Consider the following 19,676-nt stretch of genomic DNA (forward strand, 5'->3'; position numbering starts at 1 on the left):
AAATATGCACGATCCTGAAATTAGCCCAACCGAAGAATCTAGAATAGATCGAATAATTCAGGCGGCCTTCTTGGGCTCGTGGGATGAATTTGTTCGGCTCACCGATGCGCCCTTCCCAAACAACGAGTCGATGAGAGAGCAGTTTGACGATTCCTCCGTCCGGCTTCGGCGAGCAGGGAAAAATTGGAAAAAAACCTCAGGTATCGAGATACTGGATGACGGCATACGGCTGATAATAGTGAGAATAGAGGAAAAGCCAACAGTAGACATTATATTGTCTCTAAATAGCACAAGTGAATATAGCAACAGTACAATAAGTATTATGACATTTCTTCAGCAATTGAATTGGGATGATTAGCTGTATAATTTTGTTGCATACCGATAGTTTTCGTGTTACGCTTGTTGTTTGCTATGAATTACGATATTATGGTGACAGTGCACTTTTCACCATATTCGCCTTGCCATCATAGTGTGTAGACTGACCGCATAGCGCGCCTTGCCCGTATTGTCGTTCCTGGTCTGCCGCACCACGTGACGCAACGCGGTAACGGGTGCGCCAAGGTGTTTTTCTCGCCCGAAGACTATGCGCTCTACAAGAAACTGCTTGTCGAGCAGGCGTGGTGCCTGATGCCGCCCCTCCGTATGGCCTGCGACGCATAGAGCCGGAGTGGTCCATCTTTGGCGCCCCCACCCCGCTCCGCTTCGCGGATCGCCCCCCCTAAAGGGGGAGGGTAAAAAAAATCAAAACCCCGCCTGGTCGCGAAACAGCTCCGCATTGTCCAGCTTCGACACCTCGATCACCGCTTGCGTGCGGCTGTAGACATTGAGCTTGCGCAGGATTTCCGACACATGCGCCTTGACCGTGGTTTCGCCGACCTGCAGCTCATAGGCGATCTGCTTGTTGAGCAGGCCCTGGCGCAGCATCTGCAGCACGCGCAGCTGTTGCGGCGTCAGCGTCGACAGGCGCTGCACCATGTCGGCGCGGTCGATGCTGTCGGCGTCGGGCGTGCGGCCCTCATAGGTTTCCGGCACGTAGATCGCGCCTTCCATCACCGAACGTATGGCGGCGGCGAGGTCGCTCTTGCGCGCCGATTTCGGGATGAAACCGGCGGCACCATAGGACAGCGCCTCGGAAATGATTTTTGGCTCCTCGTATCCTGAAACGATCACCACCGGCAGGCGCGGATAGCGGGTCCGGAGCTGCAGCAAGCCTTCGAAGCCGTGCACGTCGGGCATGCTGAGGTCGAGAAGCGCGAGATCGAAGGGCTTGGCGCCGGCCAGAAGATCGAGCGCCTCGGTGATCGAACGTGCCTCCATCGTGTCGACTTCCGGATAGGCCATCTGCACGGCGCTGTGAAGCGCCTCGCGAAACAGCGGGTGGTCGTCGATGATGAGGAACCGGGCGCGATCGTGGATTGCGGTCATGGGCTTCATTTCAGTTCAGGAGCGATTAATGCATGTCGCCCAAAAGTGGCCCCGGATTTGGGTGAACGCCATGCATGAGACAAAAACCTAACGCGCGGCGCCTCAATCCGTTTCAAACGCGACGCGCTTTAGAATAACCTCGCCACCATGGCCAGATTATTGCCAAATAGTATATCGCCATCTCCGTCGGAAAGCGCCGCCGGCGCTTTCTCGATTGCCCGGGCGCCCAAATCGGTCGAATGTTCCGGCAACCAAGCAGAGACCCACATGACAGAATTCGTCCTTCCCTCGCCCGCAATCTCATCGGTGGCCGTTGCAGGCTCGCCCGCGCGTTTTGCGGTGCGCCGCATCTTCTGCGTCGGCCGCAACTACGCCGCGCATATTCGCGAACTCGGCAATGACGAGCGCGATCCGCCCTTCTTCTTCACCAAGCCGGCCGACGCGGTGGTCGATTCCGGCGCGGCGATTCCCTACCCGCCGCTAACAGCCAATCTGCACCACGAGATCGAGCTGGTTGCCGCGATCGGCAGACCGGGCTTTCGCATCGCTCGCGAGCGGGCGCTGGACCATGTCTGGGGCTACGGCGTCGGCATCGACCTCACCCGCCGCGATCTGCAGGATGAGGCCAAGAAGATGGCGCGGCCCTGGGACTGGTCGAAGGCGTTCGACCGCTCCGCGCCTTGCGGCCCGCTGGTCCCCGCAGCGAAATCCGGCCACCCGCAAAAGGGCCGCATCTGGCTCGCCGTCAATGGCAAGGTCAGGCAGGATGCCGACCTCGCCGAGCTGATCTGGCCGATCGCCGATATCGTGTCGATCTGCAGCGAAGCGATGGAGCTGGAACCTGGCGACCTGATCTTCACGGGCACGCCGGCCGGCGTCGGCGCGGTTGGTCCGGGCGACACGATGACCGGCGGCGTCGACGGCATCGGCACGATCGAAATCACCATCGGCAAGCCGAAGTGAGCGCATGAGCGACATCGTCCTGCACAACTACTATCGCTCCTCCACCTCCTATCGGGTGCGGATCGCGCTGGAGATGAAGGGGCTGAGCTACGACTACGTCCCCCATCATCTGCGCCATGGCGAGCATCTCGAGCCTGCCTATCTCGCGGTCAATCCGCAGGGTCTGGTGCCGGCGCTTATCTGGAACGACGGCACGTTGCTGACGCAATCGCTGGCGATCATCGAATTCCTCGACGAGACCAAACCCGAACCACCACTGCTGCCGAAGGACGCGCTTGGCCGGGCGCGGGTCAGGATGCTGGCGCAGATGATCACCTGCGATATCCATCCGGTGAACAATCTGCGCGTGCTGACCTCGCTGCGCACCCTGTTCGGCGCCGGCGACCAGGACATCACCAACTGGTTCCGCCACTGGGTGAACGAAGGCTTTCAGCCGCTCGAAAAAATCCTGGCTGCCTCGGCCGAGACCGGCACATTCTGCCATGGTGAGGCGCCGGGCCTGGCCGACATCTGCCTGGCCGCGCAGGTCACCAACAATGCCCGCTTCGGCGTCGACATGACGCATTACCCGACGATCGCGCGCATCAACACCGCCTGCATGGCGCTGCCGGCCTTCCAGAAGGCAGCACCTGAGAACCAGATCGATGCCGAATAAGGCCGCCGACGCCTAGCGTCAGCGCGCCGGCGCGACCGGCCGGTCCGTCTGGCGGAATCGATTTCCGCTTGACCGGACAGGGAATCGGCTATCGTTTCCTGCAGGGCGTGTGAAGGTGGGAGTTGCCAATGAAAGCCGTCGTGTTCGAGAAATTCGGCGAAGCGCCGACGATCCAGACCGTTCCCGATCCGAAGCCGGCCGCCGATGGCGTCGTCATCAAGGTTGAGGCGACCGGGCTGTGCCGCAGCGACTGGCACGGCTGGATGGGCCATGACGACAGCATCCGGCTGCCGCATGTGCCGGGCCATGAGCTGGCCGGTGTCGTGGTGGCAGCCGGCAAGCATGTCACCCGCTGGAAGGCCGGCGAACGCGTCACCGTGCCGTTCGCCGTCGGCTGCGGCCGCTGCTTCGAATGCTCATCGGGCAATCACCAGGTCTGCGAGCATCAGACGCAGCCCGGCTTCACCGGCTGGGGTTCGTTCGCCGAATATGTCGCCATCGAACACGCCGACACCAATCTCGTGCGCTTGCCCGACGAGATGGAGTTCGCCACCGCCGCCAGCCTCGGCTGCCGCTTCGTCACCTCGTTTCGCGCCATCGTCGACCAGGGCCGGGTTACACCCGGCGAATGGGTGGCGGTGCATGGCTGCGGCGGCGTCGGCCTGTCGGCGATCATGATCGCCAGCGCCATGGGCGCCAATGTCATCGCCATCGACCTCACCGACGAGAAGCTCGATTTCGCCAAAAAGATCGGCGCGGTCGCCACCATCAATGCGTCCAAAACGCCGAATGTGGTCAAGGCCGTCAAGCAGATCACCAATGGCGGCGCCCATATGTCGATGGACGCACTCGGCCACCCCACCACCTCGTTCAACTCGATCGCCAATCTGCGCCGGCGCGGCCGCCATGTGCAGGTCGGCCTGATGCTGGGCGAGCACGCCCGCCCGCAGGTGCCGATGGACAAGGTGATTGCCTTCGAGCTCGAAATCCTCGGCAGCCACGGCATGCAGGCCTACCGCTACCAGGCGATGATGGAGATGATCCGCACCGGCAAGCTCAAGCCCGAACTGCTGGTCGGCAAGAAGATCAGCCTCGACGAGGCGCCCGCGGCCTTGATGGCGATGGGCGGCTTCGAAGGCATCGGTATCGGTGTGGTGACGAAGTTCTAAAGCAATTCCAGGAAAAGTGTGACGCGGTTTTCCCGGGAAAAGCGCGTAGTGCTTTCCCTTAGGGAATTGCGTCAAAACAAAGAGACACTGTGACGGGAGCCGCCCTCCCGAACTATCTCGCAAACTTCTTCGCGCCGAACACGCACAGCACCACGCCGAGCGTGACGACGACCATCAGCGAACTGACCTGCTCATGCAGCAGCGTCGCCGCCAGCGTGAGGCCGAAGAAGGGTTGCAGAAGCTGCAACTGCCCGACGGCGGCGATGCCGCCTTGCGCCAAGCCGCGATACCAGAAGACGAAGCCGATCAGCATGCTGAACAGCGACACATAGCCGAGACCGATCCAGGCGTTGGAGCCGACGCCGGCAAAGGATGGTGGCAGCGTCGCGAAAGTCAGCACCAGCATGATCGGCAGCGACAGCACCAGCGCCCAGCAGATCACCTGCCAGCCGCCGAGCTTGCGCGACAGCGCGGCACCCTCGGCATAGCCCAGGCCGCAGGCGACGATGGCGGCCAGCATCAGACCGTCGCCGACCGGCGAGGCCGTCACGCCCTGCATCAGGGCAAAACCCGCGACGAGCGCGCTGCCCACGCACGAAAACAGCCAGAACGCCGGGCGCGGACGATCACCGCCGCGCAGCACGCCGAAAATGGCCGTCGCCAGCGGCAGCAGGCCGACGAAGATGATGGAATGGGCCGTGGTGACGTGCTTCAGCGCCAGAGCGGTCAGCAAGGGAAAGCCGACCACCACGCCAAGGGCTACGATCACCAGCGACAGCAGATCCCCGCGCTCCGGACGTTTCTGCCGGAACAGGAACAGCATTGCCAGACCAAGCAATCCGGCAATCGCCGCTCGGGCCGACGTCAGGAATATCGGATCGAAATCCATCACCGCCACACGCGTCGCCGGCAGCGAGCCGCTGAAGATCAACACGCCGATGAATCCGTTCACCCAGCCGCTCGCGGTCTTGTCCATTGCAGGCTCCATTTCTTCCGCCCTCTATCGGGCCGCCACCTATGGCGTCACCAGAGACAATGGAGTACAATTTCACAAAACTGTAATGGTAGATCGAGTAGTACGGATGACGGAACTCACGCTGGAAACTGAAGGCACACTCACCCTGGTCGAGAGCGTGATGGCGACCATCCGCCAAAGGATTGCGGCGCGCAGCCTGACGCCCGGAGCGCGATTGCCGTCGATCCGCGCCTTCGCCAAATCCATGCAAGTTTCCAAATCCACCGTGGTCGAAGCCTATGAGCGGCTCGCCGCCGAAGGCGCGATCCGTTCCCGGCCGGGCTCGGGCTTCTATGCCGCCGGATCGCTGGCGCCGCTATCTCTGGCCGAGATTGGTCCCCGGCTCGACCGCGCCGTCGATCCACTCTGGATCTCGCGCCAGTCGCTGGAAGCAGGCGATGACAGTCTGAAACCCGGCTGCGGCTGGCTGCCGGCCGCGTGGATGCCCCAGGCAGGGTTGCGCCGCGCGCTGCGCACGGTGGCGCGTGCCGATGATGTCGCGCTCGCCGACTACGGTACGCCGCTCGGCCTGCCGCCGCTGCGGAACCTGCTGGCGCGGCGTATGGCCGAACATGGCATCGAAGCCTCTCCCGAACAGATCATGCTGACGGAATCGGGCACGCAGGCCATCGACCTCCTGTGCCGTTTCCTGATCGAACCCGGCGATACAGTACTGGTCGACGACCCCTGCTATTTCAATTTTCACGCTTTGCTGCGCGCCCACCGGGCCAAGGTCGTCAGCGTTCCCTACACGCCGTCCGGGCCTGATATCGACCTGTTCGCGCAGGCGTTGGTCGAGCACCGGCCGCGCCTCTACATCACCAATTCCGCCATCCACAATCCGACCGGCGCGATCCTGTCGCCGGTCACGGCGCACCGGCTGCTGAAGCTCGCTGACCAGTCGGAATTGACCATTGTCGAGGACGACATCTTCGCCGATTTCGAACATGCGCCCGCCCCCAGACTGGCGGCGTTCGATGGCCTGAGCCGGGTCGTCCAGATCGGCAGCTTCTCCAAGACGCTGTCGGCGTCGGTTCGCTGCGGCTACATCGCGGCGCCCCGCAACTGGATCGAGCGCCTGACCGACCTCAAGATCGCCACCACCTTCGGCGGCGGGCGGCTGGCGGCCGAACTGGTGCTGACCCTTTTGAAGGATGGCAGCTACCGCAAGCACATGGATCTGTTGCGGGCGCGGCTTTCGCGCGCCATGGGCGAGACGAGCACCCGCCTGAAGGCAATCGGCATCACGCCCTGGATCGACCAGCCGGCCGGGCTGTTCCTGTGGTGCGGCCTGCCGGATGGCGTCGATGCGGCCGAAGTCGCCCGCCGCGCCCTGGCCGACAACGTCGTGCTGGCGCCCGGCAATGCGTTCAGCCTGTCCCAGACAGCCAGCCGTTTCCTGCGCTTCAACGTCGCCCAGTGCGCGGACGAGCGGATTTTCAAGGTGCTTGAGGCGGCGATGGCGCGGTGATTGCGCACGGTTGTCGATCAGCGGACCGCACAGACCTCCCGCACGCAGTCGCGCAGCCAGCGCTGCGCCGGATCGGCATCGAGACGCGGGTGCCAGAGCATGGAGATGGTGACCTCCACGGTGGCAACCGGTAGCGGAAAGCAGTGCATGCCGGCGCGCGCGCCTTCCGTATGCCGCTCGGGCACGCTGGCGATCAGGTCGGATGCGCGCGCCATGGCAAGCGTGGCCGAAAAGCCGGAAACCATGCACACGACTGTCCGCTGGAGGCCAAGCCGCTCCAGGGCTTCATCGATCGGCCCTTTCTCGCGGCCACGTCGCGAAACACTGATGTGGCGGCCGGCCGCGTAGCGCTCGGGCGTCACGACGCCCTCGCTCAGGGGGTGGCCAGATCGAACGGCACCGATGAAGCGGTCGCGAAACAGGGCCTGGATGCGCATCTCGGGTCCGGTTTCGCCGGCGACGCCGATTTCCAGGTCAATCGCCGCCTCGCGCAGCGAAGTGACATCCTTGTCGAACTTCGGCGCGAAACGCAGCCGCACGCCAGGCGCCTCCGCTTCGATGCGGGCGACAAGGCGCGGCGCGAACTCCTCGACGAAGCTTTCATTGGTGCGCAGCGTGAAGGTCCTGGCGAGGCCCGAAAGGTTGAGGAGCTTGGCAGGGCGCAGCAGTGCTTCCGCATCCTGAACGACGCGACCGGCCTGCTGCTGCAACTCCTGCGCACGCGGTGTCGGAACCAGGCCGCGACCGGCGCGAACCAGCAGCGGATCGCCCGTCGCCTCGCGCAGCCGCGCCAGCGTCCGGCTCGTCGCCGAGGGGCTGAGGTGCAGCCGGCTGGCGGCGCGCGCCACGCTGCCTTCGGTCAGCAGTATGTCGAGAGCGACGAGCAAATTGAGATCGGGCGATGCCATCGGCGAATCATAGCACGTGATATGGCGTTTGGTGCATGAATAAGATGCAAATGCTGCGCCTTCCGCCACATCAGCCAAGAGACTAGGTCTCCCATAGCTCCGGTTCTGGAGCCGATGGAAAGGAGATCGCCTTGGCAATCGCTGAGCAAAATCGGCGCGTATCGGCGCCGCCACAAGTCCAATCCGACCGCTGGGCGCTGGCAAGCCTTTCGCTCGCCACGCTGCTGTCGTCGCTTGGAACCAGCATTGCCAGCGTCGGCCTGCCGTCGCTGATGCAGAATTTCGGCGCTTCGTTCCAGTCGGTGCAGTGGGTTGTTCTCGCCTATCTGCTCGCCATCACCACATTGATCGTCAGCGCCGGACGGCTGGCCGACATGTTCGGGCGCCGGCCGTTGCTGCTTGGCGGCATCGCATTGTTCACGCTGGCATCGGTGCTCTGCGGCCTCGCGCCAACACTCTGGCTGCTGATCGCCGCGCGGGCCGTGCAAGGACTTGGCGCGGCGCTGATGATGGCGCTGACGCTGGCTTTTGTCGCCGAAACCGTGAGCAAGGCAAAAACCGGCAGCGCCATGGGCCTGCTCGGCGCCATGTCCGCGATCGGCACGACACTTGGGCCGTCGCTCGGCGGCATTTTGATCGCGGGCTTCGGCTGGCGGGCGATTTTCCTCGTCAACGCCCCGCTGGGCGTGCTGACCTTCGCTCTCGCCTATCGTGCCTTGCCGGCCCGCAGCAAGGCAGCGCAGACTGCTCAAGGCAAGTTCGACGCCGTGGGCACCGCCTTGCTGGCCCTGACGCTGGCCGCCTATGCGCTGGCCATGACGCTTGGCAGAGGCGATTTCGGCGCACTCAACATCGGACTGCTGATAGCTGCCGGCATCGGCGTCGCTCTCTTCGCCACGGTGCAGATGAAAGTGAAAAACCCCTTGATCCAGCTTGCCAGCTTCCGTGACCTGCAGCTGAGCGCCAGCCTCGCCATGAGCCTCATCGTCGCAACCGTGATGATGGCGACCCTGGTGGTTGCCCCGTTCTATCTGTCACGCGCGCTTGGGCTTGATGCCGCAATGGTCGGCGTGGTGCTGTCGACCGGTCCGCTTGTCTCGACCCTGGCGGCGCTGCTGGCCGGACGCCTGACCGATCGCTTCGGAGCCCATAGGATGATGGTCGCCGGCCTGCTCAGCCTCGCCACCGGCACGTTCCTCCTGTCGCTCGCCATGACGAAACTCGGCATTGCCAGCTATGTCGTTCCGATCACCGTCACCTGCATCGGCTACGCGCTGTTCCAGACGTCCAACAATGCGGCCGTCATGACCGGTGTTGGCGCAGGCGAGCGCGGCGTCGTCTCCGGCCTGCTCAATCTTTCGCGCAATCTCGGCCTCATCACCGGCGCGTCACTAATGGGTGCCGTCTTCGCCATTGCATCGGCCGGGGAACGGCAAGGCATTGGCCAGGACATTCTGAGTTCAGAGGCCGCCGCCCACGGGATGCAGGTCACCTTTCAGACGGCAACGGCGCTGGCGCTGGTCGCACTGTTGCTTGCGCTGCTCTCGGCCCGCGCCGCTGGCCGCGCGGAGTCCAGAGTTTCGTAACGCACGACCTGACTGGCGGCCGTTCAGGCCCCTGCCCGCTTGCGGCGCTCATAGAGCATGACCAGCGTTTCAGCCGTCAGCGCCGGCTTTTCCTCGCCTTCGATCTCGACGGTATTGGCCGCCTTCATCAGATACTGGCCGGGCCCCCTGTCCTCCATCGAAAGAAGAGTAGAGCGCAGCCTGATGCGCGCGCCGACCTTGACCGGGGCCAGGAAACGCACCTTGTCGAAGCCATAGTTGAAGGCAGCCTGGGTGTTTTCGGGCACGATGCCCATGTCGAGTGCCAGCGCGCCGATGATCGACAGCGTCAGGTAGCCATGTGCGATCGTGGTGCGGAACGGGCTTTGCCGTCGCGCCCTCTCGGGATCGACATGGATCCATTGATGGTCGCCGGTGCATTCGGCGAACTGGTCGATACGCTTCTGGTCGACCGTCGTCCACTCCGACACGCCAAGCTCCTGCCCGACCATCGCCCTCAATTGCTCGTAGGTCGGCGGCGTCTTGGGCCGTATTTCAGTCATTCCTGGTTTCCCGATCGCTTCCAACGCCTCCGGACCACGAACTGGCGGCCCCTGTCAATTCGCTCTGCGCGAATCCGTTCCGCCGATTTCGGCCGCAATCGTGCCATGCCGCCCGCGCAGTGGCAGGGCAAATCGGAATTTCCTGGCTTTTCGGGTTGCCGGCGGCAACAATGCCACCTTGGCCGGAGACCGCTACTTCTTGTCGTAGCCGGCGCGGATTTCCTCCATCGCCTCCTTGATGCGCGTGCGCAGGATGTCAATCGATTCGGTGCCGGATTTCCTGACCAGTTCAGCCACTTCGCCGGCATTCTTCAACGCGGCCTCGAAGGACTTCTTGGCGAACTCCGTCTGTTTGGTCATCAATTCCTGCGGATTGCCCGGCGCTCTGTAGCCTTGCGCCATCTCGGTGACTTCGCGCAGCGTGTCCTGCAGCATTTCGCGCTGCCTGGACAACAGCGAGGATGCGCCAGCGGCACTGGCTCGGGCCGATTTCTCCAGCGCTTCGAGGTTCTTGCGATGATGCGTGAGGATTGCCTCGACATCGACGTTGGGCACTTTCAGGTCTCGGCCGAACTTGCCGAACATATCCATGAAGGAATCGGATTCCGGTTGCTTGGCCATGATGGGCTTCTCCCCCTGTCGCCGCCGATTGGGCTCCCGGACGGGAGAATAGCACCGAAGTGCCGGGTGTCCATTCGAACGCAGTGGAATCGGCCCAGGCTCGAACGCGTCAGCCGACGAGGAACAGCCGCTCAGCAACATAGAGCACGACACCGGCAAGCCCACCAATGATCATGCCGTTGAAGCGGATGTATTGCAGGTCCCTGCCGATGTTCATCTCGATCAGCCGCGTCAGCTGCGCCAGGTCCCAACGCTTGACCTGGTCGGCGATGAATTTCGACACGCCGCTCTTCTGGCTCTCCACGAACGAAGCCAGCGCCACCACGAAGCCCTGGTTCATGTCGGCTCGAATCTGCGCATCGCCGGCAAGATGGCGGCCGACCTCGACGAACATGTTGGCGAGATGCGAACGGATAATCGACTCGGGCGCCTTGGCGTCCTGCTCGATGAACTGGCTGAGGCTCGCCCACATGTCGCCGGCCAATCCCCTGACCTCCGGCCGGGCGAGGAAATCGCGCTTCAGCTTCTCGGCACGTTTGGCATATTGCTTCGATGTCCTGAGCTTCTCGATGAAGGCCCGCGCGAAACGGTCGAATTCGGCGCGCATCGGGTGGTCGGGATCGGCCCGCACCTCGTCGAGCAGCGAGCCGGCCGAAGCGACGATCTTCTTCAGGAGATAAGCGTCGGCGCGGAACAGGTTGAACAGCGACGGCAGTTCCTCACGGATCTTCTCGCGCATCGTCGCCAGCGCCTGCTCGTCGTTGAGGAACCGGCCGATCACCTTGGTGAATTCGTCGAACAGTTTCTGGTGACGGCGATCGTCGGTAAGCGCCGACAACAGCTCGGCGGCCAGCGGCGCCAGCGGCACCTTTTCGATCTGCTCGAGCATGCGGCTGGTGACGAAGCCACGCAGGCCGGATTGCTCGACGGCGGCGAGCGTCTGCGGCACCAGCCGCACGACGAAGCGCGACAAGCCGGCGGCACGTTCGGCGTCGGCGAGCCAGTCGGCGACGAGCGCCGAGAAATCGACCTCGGCAAGCTTTTCACGCACCGGTTCCGGAGCCAGGAAATTGACCTCGATGAAGCGGCCGAGATTGTCGGCGATGCGGCTCTGGTTCTCGGGGATGATGGCGGTGTGCGGGATCGGCAGCCCCAGCGGCCGCCTGAACAGCGCCACCACCGCGTACCAGTCGGCCAGACCGCCGATGGTCGCGGCCTCCGCAAAGGCAGCGACGAAGCCGAGCCACGGATAGGTGGTCTCGAACGATTTGGCGACCGCAAACACCAGCACGCAAACCGCCAGTGCCGCCGCCGCGACGAACTTTGTCCACCGCAAGGCGGAAAGCTTGGCATCCGCGTCGGCATCGAAACCGTCAGACGCCAGGGACTGGGCCGATTGTGACATGGATGAGCCGCTCCTCGTCAATCTCGGGCCTATTTAGTGTTTCATCAGGCAAAATGCCCGTGACAGCCGGTTTCGCCCGCGCCTTGCCCGGCTGCGCACACAAAGTTGACGAGAATGTTCATCTATTGTGCCGGCTAGTCTGGAATTGTTCCAAGGTATAGGCCATATTCCGCTCAGGCCAATGTGGCGAATCCGAATTTCGGGTCAAAGCCGCATCAGCAAAGTTTTGAAATCTGGCGTGGTTCTACCGCACCAGAGCCTTGTGAGGACAAAATGCGGCTTACGCGCCAGACCAACTATGCCATGCGCATCCTGATGTATTGCGCCGCCAACAATGACCGATTGAGCCGCATCCCCGAGATCGCGGCTGCCTACTCGGTGTCGGAGCTTTTCCTGTTCAAGATCCTGCAGCCGCTGGTCGAGCACGGCCTGGTCGAGACCGTGCGTGGCCGCAATGGCGGCGTCAGGCTTGGCCGTGCCGCCGAATCCATCAGCCTGTTCGATGTCGTGCGCGTGACCGAAGAGAGTTTCGCCATGGCCGAGTGCTTCGAGAACGATGCCGCCGAATGCCCGCTGGTCGACAGCTGTGCGCTGAACTCGGCATTGCGCGAAGCGCTGAACGCGTTCTTCGCGGTGCTGGAGCGCTACACCATCGCCGATCTCGTGGCGGCGCGGCCGAATGTGCGCAGCCTGCTCGGCATCGACATGCTGGCAGAGCGCCGCGCGCCCGCTGCCTGATTCCGGCCATCCCGTGTCTGGGTTAGGTCTGTTGAGATTCAGGTCAGGCCTAAGCCGCTGATTGCGGCAATACGAACGGCATGTTGCCGGCCGGCAGCACGCCGACCCTGAGCCGGCAGTCGAACACTTTTTCGATCAGGTCGTCGCTCAGCACGTCCTGCGGCGACCCGGTGGCGGCAAGCCTGCCGCGATGCATGACAAAGATCCGGCCGGCGAACATGGCCGTCAGATTGAGATCGTGCAGGATGGCGACCACGCCGCCACCCCGTCTGGCGAAGTCGCGGGCGATGTTCATGATGATCAGCTGGTGCTTGATATCGAGACTGGAAACCGGCTCATCTAGGAACAGATAGCGCGGCTTGCCGTCGAGCACCGGCGCCCAGACCTGGCACAGCACGCGCGCAAGCTGGACGCGCTGTTGCTCGCCGCCCGAAAGCTCCTGGTAGAAACGTCCGGCAAAACCGTCGAGGTCGACGCGCTCCAGCGCCCGTTCCGGCAGCCGCGCATCCTCGCCCGGCAGGACGCCCGAGCGGCCGCCGACAAGGCCAAGCTTGACCACCTCTCGCACCGTGAACGGGAACGACAGCGTCGTCGCCTGCGGCAGCACCGCTCGCTGGATGGCAATTTCGGCCGGCTTCATGGCCGACAGATCGCGGCCGTTGAGGGCGACATGTCCGGTGTAAGCGAGTTCGCCGGACAACGCCTTGAGGAAGGTCGTCTTGCCGGACCCGTTGGGACCGACGATGGCTGCCACTTCGCCGGGGCGTGCAGCGAAATCGACACCGGTAACGATGCGCTTGCCGGCGATCGCCACCGAAACATCCCTTGCCTCGATCATCCAAGCCTCACAGGTCCCAAATCTCACAAATCCCAAATCTTACAAATCAATGACGCCGCGCTTGCGCAGCAGGATCCACAGGAAGAACGGCGCACCGGCGATCGCGGTGACGATGCCGATCGGCAACTCGGCCGGCGCCACGATGGTGCGCGCGACAGCGTCAGCCAACAGCAGCAGCGACGCGCCGAGCCGCCGACGCCGGCAGCAGGTAGCGATTGTCGGGACCGATCAGCAGGCGCAGCAGATGCGGCACGACAATGCCGACGAAGCCGATGCCGCCGCTGACGGCGACGGAGGCGCCGACCGCCGCCGAGACGCCGATGATGGCCGTGTACTTCAGCCGTTGCACCGGTATGCCGAGATGACCTGCGGTCGCCTCGCCCAGCGCCAGTGCGTTGAGGCCGCGAGCCAGGAACGGCATTGCCGCCAGCGCCAGCACGATGATCGGCCCGACCGAAGCGATCTTCGCCCAGGTCGCGCCGCCGAGCGATCCGAGTTGCCAGAAGGTCAGGTCGCGCAACTGGCGGTCGTCGGCCATGAAGATGAGGATGCCGGTCAGCGCCATGGCAAGCGCCGCGAGCGCAATGCCGGCGAGCAGCATGGTGGCGACCGAGGTTTGTCCCCGTCGCGTCGCAACCTGATAGAGCACCAGCGTCGTGGCGAGCCCGCCACAGAATGCCGCCAGCGGCAGCGCAAGCGTGCCGAGCCAGGCCGTCACCGGTGCCAGCACCGTGGCGCCGAGCACGATGACGGCAACCGCGCCGAGGCTGGAGCCGGCCGAAACGCCGATCAGACCGGGGTCGGCGAGCGGATTGCGGAACAGCCCCTGCATGACCGCGCCGGAGACGGCAAGTGCAGCGCCGACCAGCATGCCGAGGATGACGCGCGGCAGGCGGATGTCGTAGACGATCAGGCTGTCGCGGGCACTCAGCGCGGCGTCATCCGGCACGGTGCCGAACAGCCAGTCGCCGATGACGTTGACGGCCGATGCGTCCGACGCTCCCGACGTGAGCGACAGCAGCACGGCAGTGACGAGCCCCAGGCACAGCAGAAGGATGACGATGCGGGCGCGGCCTGAGCGGTCGCCTTCGGACGTGCCGGTCATCCCCTTCACCGGGCCGGCGATCGATTGATCGACCATCGTCTGCCCGCTCAGTCCGTGACCTGCCCGCCATAGAGCGAGACGGCGAGGTCGTGGATGGCGTCGGCCGTGCGCGGCCCGAAGCCTAGCAGATAGCCGCCGTCGATGCGGATCAGCTTGCGTGCGGTGCCAGCCGGCGTCGAGGCGATCGACGGGTTGGCGAACAGTTCGTCGTCCGATACCGGAGGCCCGGCATTGCTCATCATCAGGATCACGTCCGGCCTGGCGGTGATGATCGCCTCGTCGGACATTTGCTTGTAGCCGGAAAAGCCTTCCACGGCATTGACCCCGCCCGCCAGCTTGACCATGCCGTCGGCGGCGGTCTCGCTGCCAGCGGCCAGGATCTTGCCGCCCTGTATCGACAGCACGAACAGGATGCGCTTGCGCTGCTTGATCGATGCCGTCTGCTGTTCGGCGGCGGTGAGCTTGGCATCAAGCTCCCTGGCCAGCACCTCAGCCTTGGCGTCGACGCCGAGCGCCTTGCCGACGATGCGGACCTTCTCCAGAATGCCTTCGTGGCTATAGCGCTCCGGCACTTCTATGAACGGGATGCTCGTCTTCTTCAGCACATCGACGGCTTCCTTGGGGCCGCTGCCGTGCAGCGCCAGGATGCCGGTCGGATTGACCGACAGGACACCCTCCGGCGACAGCTGGCGCATGTAGCCGACATCAGGCAGGTCAAGCGCGGCTTTCGGATAAAGGCTGGTGGAATCGCGAGCCACCAGATGCTTCTCCTCGCCGAGCGCATAGACGATCTCGGTGATGGAGCCGCCAATGGCCGCTATCTTCGAGGGATCGGCAAAGACGGTCGCGCCCTCGGTGGCGTTGCTAGATTGCAGCGCGACAAAAGCCAGGGAAAGACCGATCGCCGGCCCAAGCGCCAACCTGAGAACAAGCGCCAGTCTGGAAAAGGAAACCATTTCTATCGTCCTCAGGCTGCGGTCGGGCTTGGGATGCGCGGCAGGTTTTCTGCCAGGAATCGCCAGTCGTCGCGCTCGCTCTCGCCCTCATGGCGCTTGCCGAAGAACTGGATGATCATCTTGCCGTCGACATCATAGATTTCGAGCGAGGTGACATGACCGTCCTTGGTCGGCTTGCGCACCGCCCAGACCTCGTGGATGTGGTCGGTTCGCAGATGCAGGTGGAAGGTCTCGTCCAGCACGTTGATCCATGGTCCCATCGGCTTGATGGATTTGATCGGACCGGAATGGATCTGGATGCAGCCGCGATTACCGACAAAGCACATGATCGGCATCTCGCCCTCGGCGGCATGATGGAACATGGCGCGGACGGCATCGTTGTCGAGCAGCCAGGCATAGTCCTGGCCGACCATGCGCACAGCCTGCCGACGGCTGAGCTTCAGCGTCTTCAGCATACCGAAAAACTGGTGCACGTCGGTCAGCCGGCTCCAGCGGTCGCGCAGGTCGTCGAGATTGGCGGTGGTTTCCCCGCCATGGACCTCGTCGTCTGGGATGTGCCCTGAAATATCGGCCGTCGGCTCCTGGTTCGACGATTCGAGCGCGGCGACCAGCTTCTGATAGGCATAGAGGCTGGGGGCCGGCCGCAGATGCACCTTGTGCACCGCCTCGCCGGCCGCGTCGAAGAACTGCAGGCTGCGGCGGATGTCGTCGCCATCGCGCTTTTCCACGGCAAAGCCATGCGCCCAGATTTTTGGGAAGATGCGCAGGTCGATGTTTTCGCCGAGCACCATGGCATTATGGTTGCCGGTGACGACCTTGTCATAGACGCCGATCTTCTCGTGCACCGCACTTTCATTGCGGGTCAACGCCATGACTTCGCCGACAGCTTCGAGGCCGGTCAAGAGATCGTTGACGCGCGGCTCGATGCGGACGACGCCGTCGCCGCAATGCGCGGCGACTAACTCGGCCTCCGAAATGCCGAGCTGAGCAGCCAGATCCCGCTCGCGCGTCTTCGGATTCTCTGTCCGTGCCCGCCGGATTTCATGCGGGGCGGGTTTTACGCGCTGGTCCATGTCTCGTCCCTACTGCCTTACTTGTTGAGAATGAGCTTGCCCTGGCGGGTGATCTTCAGCCGGTAGAGCGCACCCTGATGCTCGATGCCGATCTCGTGCTCGCCCTGGAACAGCGTGTTGCTGGAGAGAGTTCGCACCGCCAGCGGAACCCGGTCGAAACGGGCGGAGGTATCGTCGGAACGGCGGACGCGATAGCGAAAGTCATTGGGATTGTGCGTGTTCATCTGGATCGATCCCTTTCCTGTGCCGGGCGTCTGGCTAGGCGTTGCATTAATGCCGATTCATTTCTTGACTTGAATAATCATGTTTATTAGTCAGTGCAATACCAGAGCAAACGAGTCAAGATTTAAGACGCCGGACACGATCAAAAATGCCAGCCAGCCCCGGGCCAGCCAGCATCGAACCTGGACTTTGGAGTTGGGGCATGGGGTTGATGAATTGGGAATGGCGCGGCCGGTTTGACATCGGCCCGTCTGATCAAGGTCTTGGCGGGCGATCCACGACAAGAGGAATGGCGGCCTTGCTGGCAAGCGTGGCAGCAGTCGCTTTGCTGACGCCACCGGCCAGCGCCCAGCAGGCGGCCGAGCCGACCGCGGAACAGCAGGCGGCCGAGCCGACCGCGGAACAGCAGGCGGCGCAATCACAGAAGGCTGAAGAGGCCAAGCCTGCCCCGGCGGGCGCAACGCTGCTCGACAAGATCCTGGTGCTGAGCCGCACCGGTGAGACGGCGATCGAATCCCTGGCTTCGGCCAGCCATGTCGACCAGATACAGCTCGACCGCCGCATGGCGACGACGCCGAACGAGATGCTGCTGGGTGTGCCCGGTGTCGCGGCGCAGGCCGACGCCAGGCGCGTCAGCACCAGCATCAACATCCGCGGTCTGCAGGATTTCGGCCGCGTCGCGGTCATCGTCGACGGCGCGCGACAGAATTTCCAGCGTTCCGACCACGGCACGCAGTCGACCTTCTACATCGATCCGGAGCTCGTCAAATCCGTCGACGTGATCCGCGGTCCTGTCGCCAACACCTATGGCTCGGGCGCCATTGGTGGCGTCGTCTTCTTCGACACCAAGGATGCTGAGGATTTCCTCAAGCCGGACGAGACATGGGCTGGTTCCGTCACCGGACGCTATGAGAGCAACGGCAAGGGCTGGACCACCAGCGCCTCCGGCGCCTATCGTTTCAACGAGAACTGGGACGCGCTCGGCAACATCGTCTACCGCAACTATGACGACTACAAGGATGGCGGTGGCGACACCGTCAAGGGCACCGGCTTCGATGTGCTGAGCGGCCTGCTCAAGACCACCATCCGGCCGACCGACAACAGTGAACTGAAGCTCGGCTGGGTCGGCTCAAGCGATGGCTGGAGCGAGATCAGCCGCGGCGTGCCGGTGAATGATGTCGACCTGAAGTCGAACACCTTCACGGCCCGCTACAACGTCACCGACGAAGACAAGAGCTGGCTCGATCTCCACATCAACAGCTCCTACAACAAGACCAACCTCGACCTGACCAGCCTTGTCCCGCAGAACCGCTTTGACCCAGTCACCGGTCTTCCCGTGGTACTGCCGACAGGTTCGACGTCGACCTTCGATGTCGGCACGACCAGCATCGACATCTGGAACACGTCCAGATTCGAGACTGCCAGCGTCGCGCACGAACTGACCTATGGCGGTGACTGGGTAGGCGACAACGTCAAGACCGGCGGCACAGCCGGCGGCGACAGTTTCTACACGCCTTCGGGCAAGCGCAACGTTTCCGGCGCCTATGTCCAGGACAAGCTCACCTGGGACTGGCTCGAAGTCATCGCCGGGCTGCGTTACGACAATTACAGCCTCAAGGATGACACCCACGAGACATCGGGCGACAGGGTGTCGCCACGCATCACCGTCGGCGTCTCGCCCTTCGAAAGCGCTGGCCTTGCCGGCCTGCAGTTCTACGGCACCTACGCGGAAGGCTACCGGTCGCCCTCGCTGACGGAGACGCTGATCAGCGGCAACCATCCGGCGGGCGTCTCTTTCCCGTTCCTGCCCAACCCCAATTTGCGGCCTGAAACCGGCAAGACGACGGAATTCGGCGTCAACTACAAGCAAAATGACATCCTGGAGGCCGGCGACGCGCTCCGTCTCAAGGCAGCCTATTTCAACAACAATGTCGACGACTATATCGAAGGCGTGACGCTGTCGCCGTTCGACCCGACCAGCGGCTGTCCGTTCGGCCCGGGCATCCCGATCTGCTTCCAGTACCAGAATTTCGCCAAGGCCAAGATCAACGGCTTCGAGATGGAAGGCGTTTACGATGCGGCGTGGGGCTACGCCGGACTTTCCGCCTCGATCATCAATGGTCACACCATATCCTATGAAGGTGACCGGGCTGATCTGGCCACCATCCCGTCCTCCCAGGTCACCGCCCAGCTCGGCCTGCGGTTCCTCGAGGACAAGCTCACCGTCGGCGGCGAGGTGCAGTACAATGGCAAGCCGAAGGGCAATGCGGTGGCCAAGGACTATACGCTGGTCAACGCCTTCGCCAGCTATCAGGCGACCGACAATCTGAATGTCGATTTCCGCGCCGACAATCTGTTCGATGTCAAATACGCCAACCCGTTGAACGGCAGCACCACGGTTGCGGTCTACGAACCGGGCGTCACGCTGAAGCTGGCGGCAACCATGCGCTTTGGAGGCTGACGGCAATGACGAGCTTGACGACATCGCTTCGTCTGCTGACCTCGGCGTTGGCGATGTCGCTTGCGATGGTTCCGGCGTGGGCTGAGCAGTCCGTGCCGGTCCCCGCACTGACCCTCGAACTCAATGGCGCGCAAGCCTCCGACAAGGGCTGCCGCCTGACCTTCGTGGTCAGCAACAATCTTGGCGCCGACCTTTCCAAGGCGGCGTTCGAGATCGCATTGTTCAACCAAGCCGGTGTCGTCGACCGGTTGACCGTCCTCGACTTCAAGGAACTGCCGGCGGGCAAGACCAAGGTGACACGTTTTGACCTGGCCGGCACCGACTGCGCCAAGGTCAGCCGCGTGCTGATCAACAGCGCAACAGAATGCGCTGGCACCGGCGTTGAACCGAATGCCTGCATGCGCAAGCTGAAGTCGGACACCAAGACCGGTATCGCTTTCGGCGTCTGAAGTGGGACTGCATCCCGCATTCCTGCAAAACGCAGTGGCATGGCCTCTGGCCGGCTTGTCGTTTGGACCAAGCGATCTTGATTTGACAAATCCGC

At 63.3% G+C, this 19,676-nt stretch carries 19 protein-coding genes and 1 pseudogene; 9 read left to right on the top strand and 11 right to left on the bottom strand.

All coding sequences use genetic code 11. The features are described 5' to 3' along the window. Nucleotides 1-4: 4 nt before the first annotated feature. Entirely contained in the window at nucleotides 5-358 is a 354-nt protein-coding gene (locus tag ACFFNA_RS00925) for a hypothetical protein (RefSeq protein ID WP_378914901.1), read from the top strand. Between the two features lie 383 nt (nucleotides 359-741). Here ACFFNA_RS00925 and ACFFNA_RS00930 read toward each other — a convergent pair whose 3' ends face one another. Continuing rightward, nucleotides 742-1,425: a response regulator transcription factor gene (locus ACFFNA_RS00930; protein WP_378914903.1), complete on the bottom strand. Its 684-nt coding sequence runs from the start codon at nucleotides 1,423-1,425 to the stop codon at nucleotides 742-744. Between the two features lie 267 nt (nucleotides 1,426-1,692). Here ACFFNA_RS00930 and ACFFNA_RS00935 point away from each other — a divergent pair, with 267 nt between their 5' ends. From ACFFNA_RS00935 to ACFFNA_RS00945, 3 genes are all read left to right on the top strand, one after another. Continuing rightward, nucleotides 1,693-2,388, top strand: a complete 696-nt coding sequence (locus ACFFNA_RS00935; protein ID WP_378914905.1) for a fumarylacetoacetate hydrolase family protein — start codon at nucleotides 1,693-1,695, stop codon at nucleotides 2,386-2,388. A 4-nt stretch (nucleotides 2,389-2,392) separates the two neighbouring features. After that, a complete protein-coding gene (maiA, locus tag ACFFNA_RS00940; protein WP_378914907.1) occupies nucleotides 2,393-3,043 on the top strand; it encodes a maleylacetoacetate isomerase in 651 nt (216 codons plus the stop codon). Nucleotides 3,044-3,171: 128 nt separating this feature from the next. Beyond that, nucleotides 3,172-4,212, top strand: a complete 1,041-nt coding sequence (locus ACFFNA_RS00945) for a zinc-dependent alcohol dehydrogenase family protein (protein ID WP_111547420.1) — start codon at nucleotides 3,172-3,174, stop codon at nucleotides 4,210-4,212. 112 nt (nucleotides 4,213-4,324) lie between these two features. Here the strand turns inward: ACFFNA_RS00945 and ACFFNA_RS00950 are convergent, their stop codons facing one another. Continuing rightward, entirely contained in the window at nucleotides 4,325-5,188 is an 864-nt protein-coding gene (locus tag ACFFNA_RS00950) for a DMT family transporter (RefSeq protein WP_378914909.1), read from the bottom strand. A 106-nt stretch (nucleotides 5,189-5,294) separates the two neighbouring features. Between ACFFNA_RS00950 and ACFFNA_RS00955 the strand changes: the two genes are divergently transcribed. Next, nucleotides 5,295-6,698 (top strand): aminotransferase-like domain-containing protein, encoded by a 1,404-nt coding sequence (locus ACFFNA_RS00955; protein WP_378914911.1) that lies wholly within the window; start codon nucleotides 5,295-5,297, stop codon nucleotides 6,696-6,698. Between the two features lie 17 nt (nucleotides 6,699-6,715). On the opposite strand, the gene ACFFNA_RS00960 is transcribed toward ACFFNA_RS00955, so the two are convergent. Continuing rightward, complete coding sequence (locus ACFFNA_RS00960; RefSeq protein WP_378914912.1) at nucleotides 6,716-7,606, bottom strand: LysR family transcriptional regulator; 891 nt, start codon at nucleotides 7,604-7,606, stop codon at nucleotides 6,716-6,718. Nucleotides 7,607-7,737: 131 nt separating this feature from the next. On the opposite strand from ACFFNA_RS00960, the gene ACFFNA_RS00965 reads away from it, so the two are divergent. After that, nucleotides 7,738-9,192 carry an MFS transporter gene (locus ACFFNA_RS00965; protein ID WP_378914913.1) on the top strand — a complete coding sequence of 485 codons (1,455 nt, stop codon included), beginning with the start codon at nucleotides 7,738-7,740 and terminating at the stop codon, nucleotides 9,190-9,192. A gap of 23 nt (nucleotides 9,193-9,215) precedes the next feature. On the opposite strand, the gene ACFFNA_RS00970 is transcribed toward ACFFNA_RS00965, so the two are convergent. From ACFFNA_RS00970 to ACFFNA_RS00980, 3 genes are all read right to left on the bottom strand, one after another. Then, nucleotides 9,216-9,713: a MaoC family dehydratase gene (locus ACFFNA_RS00970; protein WP_111547425.1), complete on the bottom strand. Its 498-nt coding sequence runs from the start codon at nucleotides 9,711-9,713 to the stop codon at nucleotides 9,216-9,218. A gap of 192 nt (nucleotides 9,714-9,905) precedes the next feature. Then, a complete protein-coding gene (locus ACFFNA_RS00975; protein WP_378914914.1) occupies nucleotides 9,906-10,334 on the bottom strand; it encodes a phasin family protein in 429 nt (142 codons plus the stop codon). Between the two features lie 109 nt (nucleotides 10,335-10,443). After that, nucleotides 10,444-11,739 carry a DUF445 domain-containing protein gene (locus tag ACFFNA_RS00980; RefSeq protein WP_378914915.1) on the bottom strand — a complete coding sequence of 432 codons (1,296 nt, stop codon included), beginning with the start codon at nucleotides 11,737-11,739 and terminating at the stop codon, nucleotides 10,444-10,446. Between the two features lie 273 nt (nucleotides 11,740-12,012). On the opposite strand from ACFFNA_RS00980, the gene rirA reads away from it, so the two are divergent. After that, nucleotides 12,013-12,477: an iron-responsive transcriptional regulator RirA gene (gene rirA / locus ACFFNA_RS00985; RefSeq protein WP_111547428.1), complete on the top strand. Its 465-nt coding sequence runs from the start codon at nucleotides 12,013-12,015 to the stop codon at nucleotides 12,475-12,477. A 49-nt stretch (nucleotides 12,478-12,526) separates the two neighbouring features. On the opposite strand, the gene ACFFNA_RS00990 is transcribed toward rirA, so the two are convergent. The 5 genes and pseudogenes from ACFFNA_RS00990 to hemP all read right to left on the bottom strand — a co-directional run bounded on the left by ACFFNA_RS00990 (nucleotide 12,527) and on the right by hemP (nucleotide 16,673). Next, on the bottom strand, nucleotides 12,527-13,315 hold the full coding sequence (locus tag ACFFNA_RS00990; protein ID WP_378914917.1) for a heme ABC transporter ATP-binding protein: 789 nt from the start codon (nucleotides 13,313-13,315) through the stop codon (nucleotides 12,527-12,529). Nucleotides 13,316-13,354: 39 nt separating this feature from the next. Beyond that, nucleotides 13,355-14,456 (bottom strand): annotated as a pseudogene (locus ACFFNA_RS00995) (FecCD family ABC transporter permease). An 11-nt stretch (nucleotides 14,457-14,467) separates the two neighbouring features. Further along, complete coding sequence (locus tag ACFFNA_RS01000) at nucleotides 14,468-15,376, bottom strand: heme/hemin ABC transporter substrate-binding protein (protein ID WP_378914919.1); 909 nt, start codon at nucleotides 15,374-15,376, stop codon at nucleotides 14,468-14,470. Between the two features lie 11 nt (nucleotides 15,377-15,387). After that, nucleotides 15,388-16,449 (bottom strand): hemin-degrading factor, encoded by a 1,062-nt coding sequence (locus ACFFNA_RS01005; protein ID WP_378914921.1) that lies wholly within the window; start codon nucleotides 16,447-16,449, stop codon nucleotides 15,388-15,390. A gap of 17 nt (nucleotides 16,450-16,466) precedes the next feature. Next, complete coding sequence (hemP, locus tag ACFFNA_RS01010; protein ID WP_378914923.1) at nucleotides 16,467-16,673, bottom strand: hemin uptake protein HemP; 207 nt, start codon at nucleotides 16,671-16,673, stop codon at nucleotides 16,467-16,469. Nucleotides 16,674-16,873: 200 nt separating this feature from the next. Between hemP and ACFFNA_RS01015 the strand changes: the two genes are divergently transcribed. Together ACFFNA_RS01015 and ACFFNA_RS01020 are read left to right on the top strand one after the other, a co-directional pair. Next, on the top strand, nucleotides 16,874-19,132 hold the full coding sequence (locus ACFFNA_RS01015; RefSeq protein WP_378914925.1) for a TonB-dependent hemoglobin/transferrin/lactoferrin family receptor: 2,259 nt from the start codon (nucleotides 16,874-16,876) through the stop codon (nucleotides 19,130-19,132). A gap of 5 nt (nucleotides 19,133-19,137) precedes the next feature. Beyond that, complete coding sequence (locus ACFFNA_RS01020; RefSeq protein WP_378914927.1) at nucleotides 19,138-19,581, top strand: hypothetical protein; 444 nt, start codon at nucleotides 19,138-19,140, stop codon at nucleotides 19,579-19,581. Nucleotides 19,582-19,676 lie beyond the last annotated feature (95 nt).

Source organism: Mesorhizobium kowhaii, assembly GCF_042431665.1.
GTDB lineage: Bacteria > Pseudomonadota > Alphaproteobacteria > Rhizobiales > Rhizobiaceae > Mesorhizobium > Mesorhizobium kowhaii.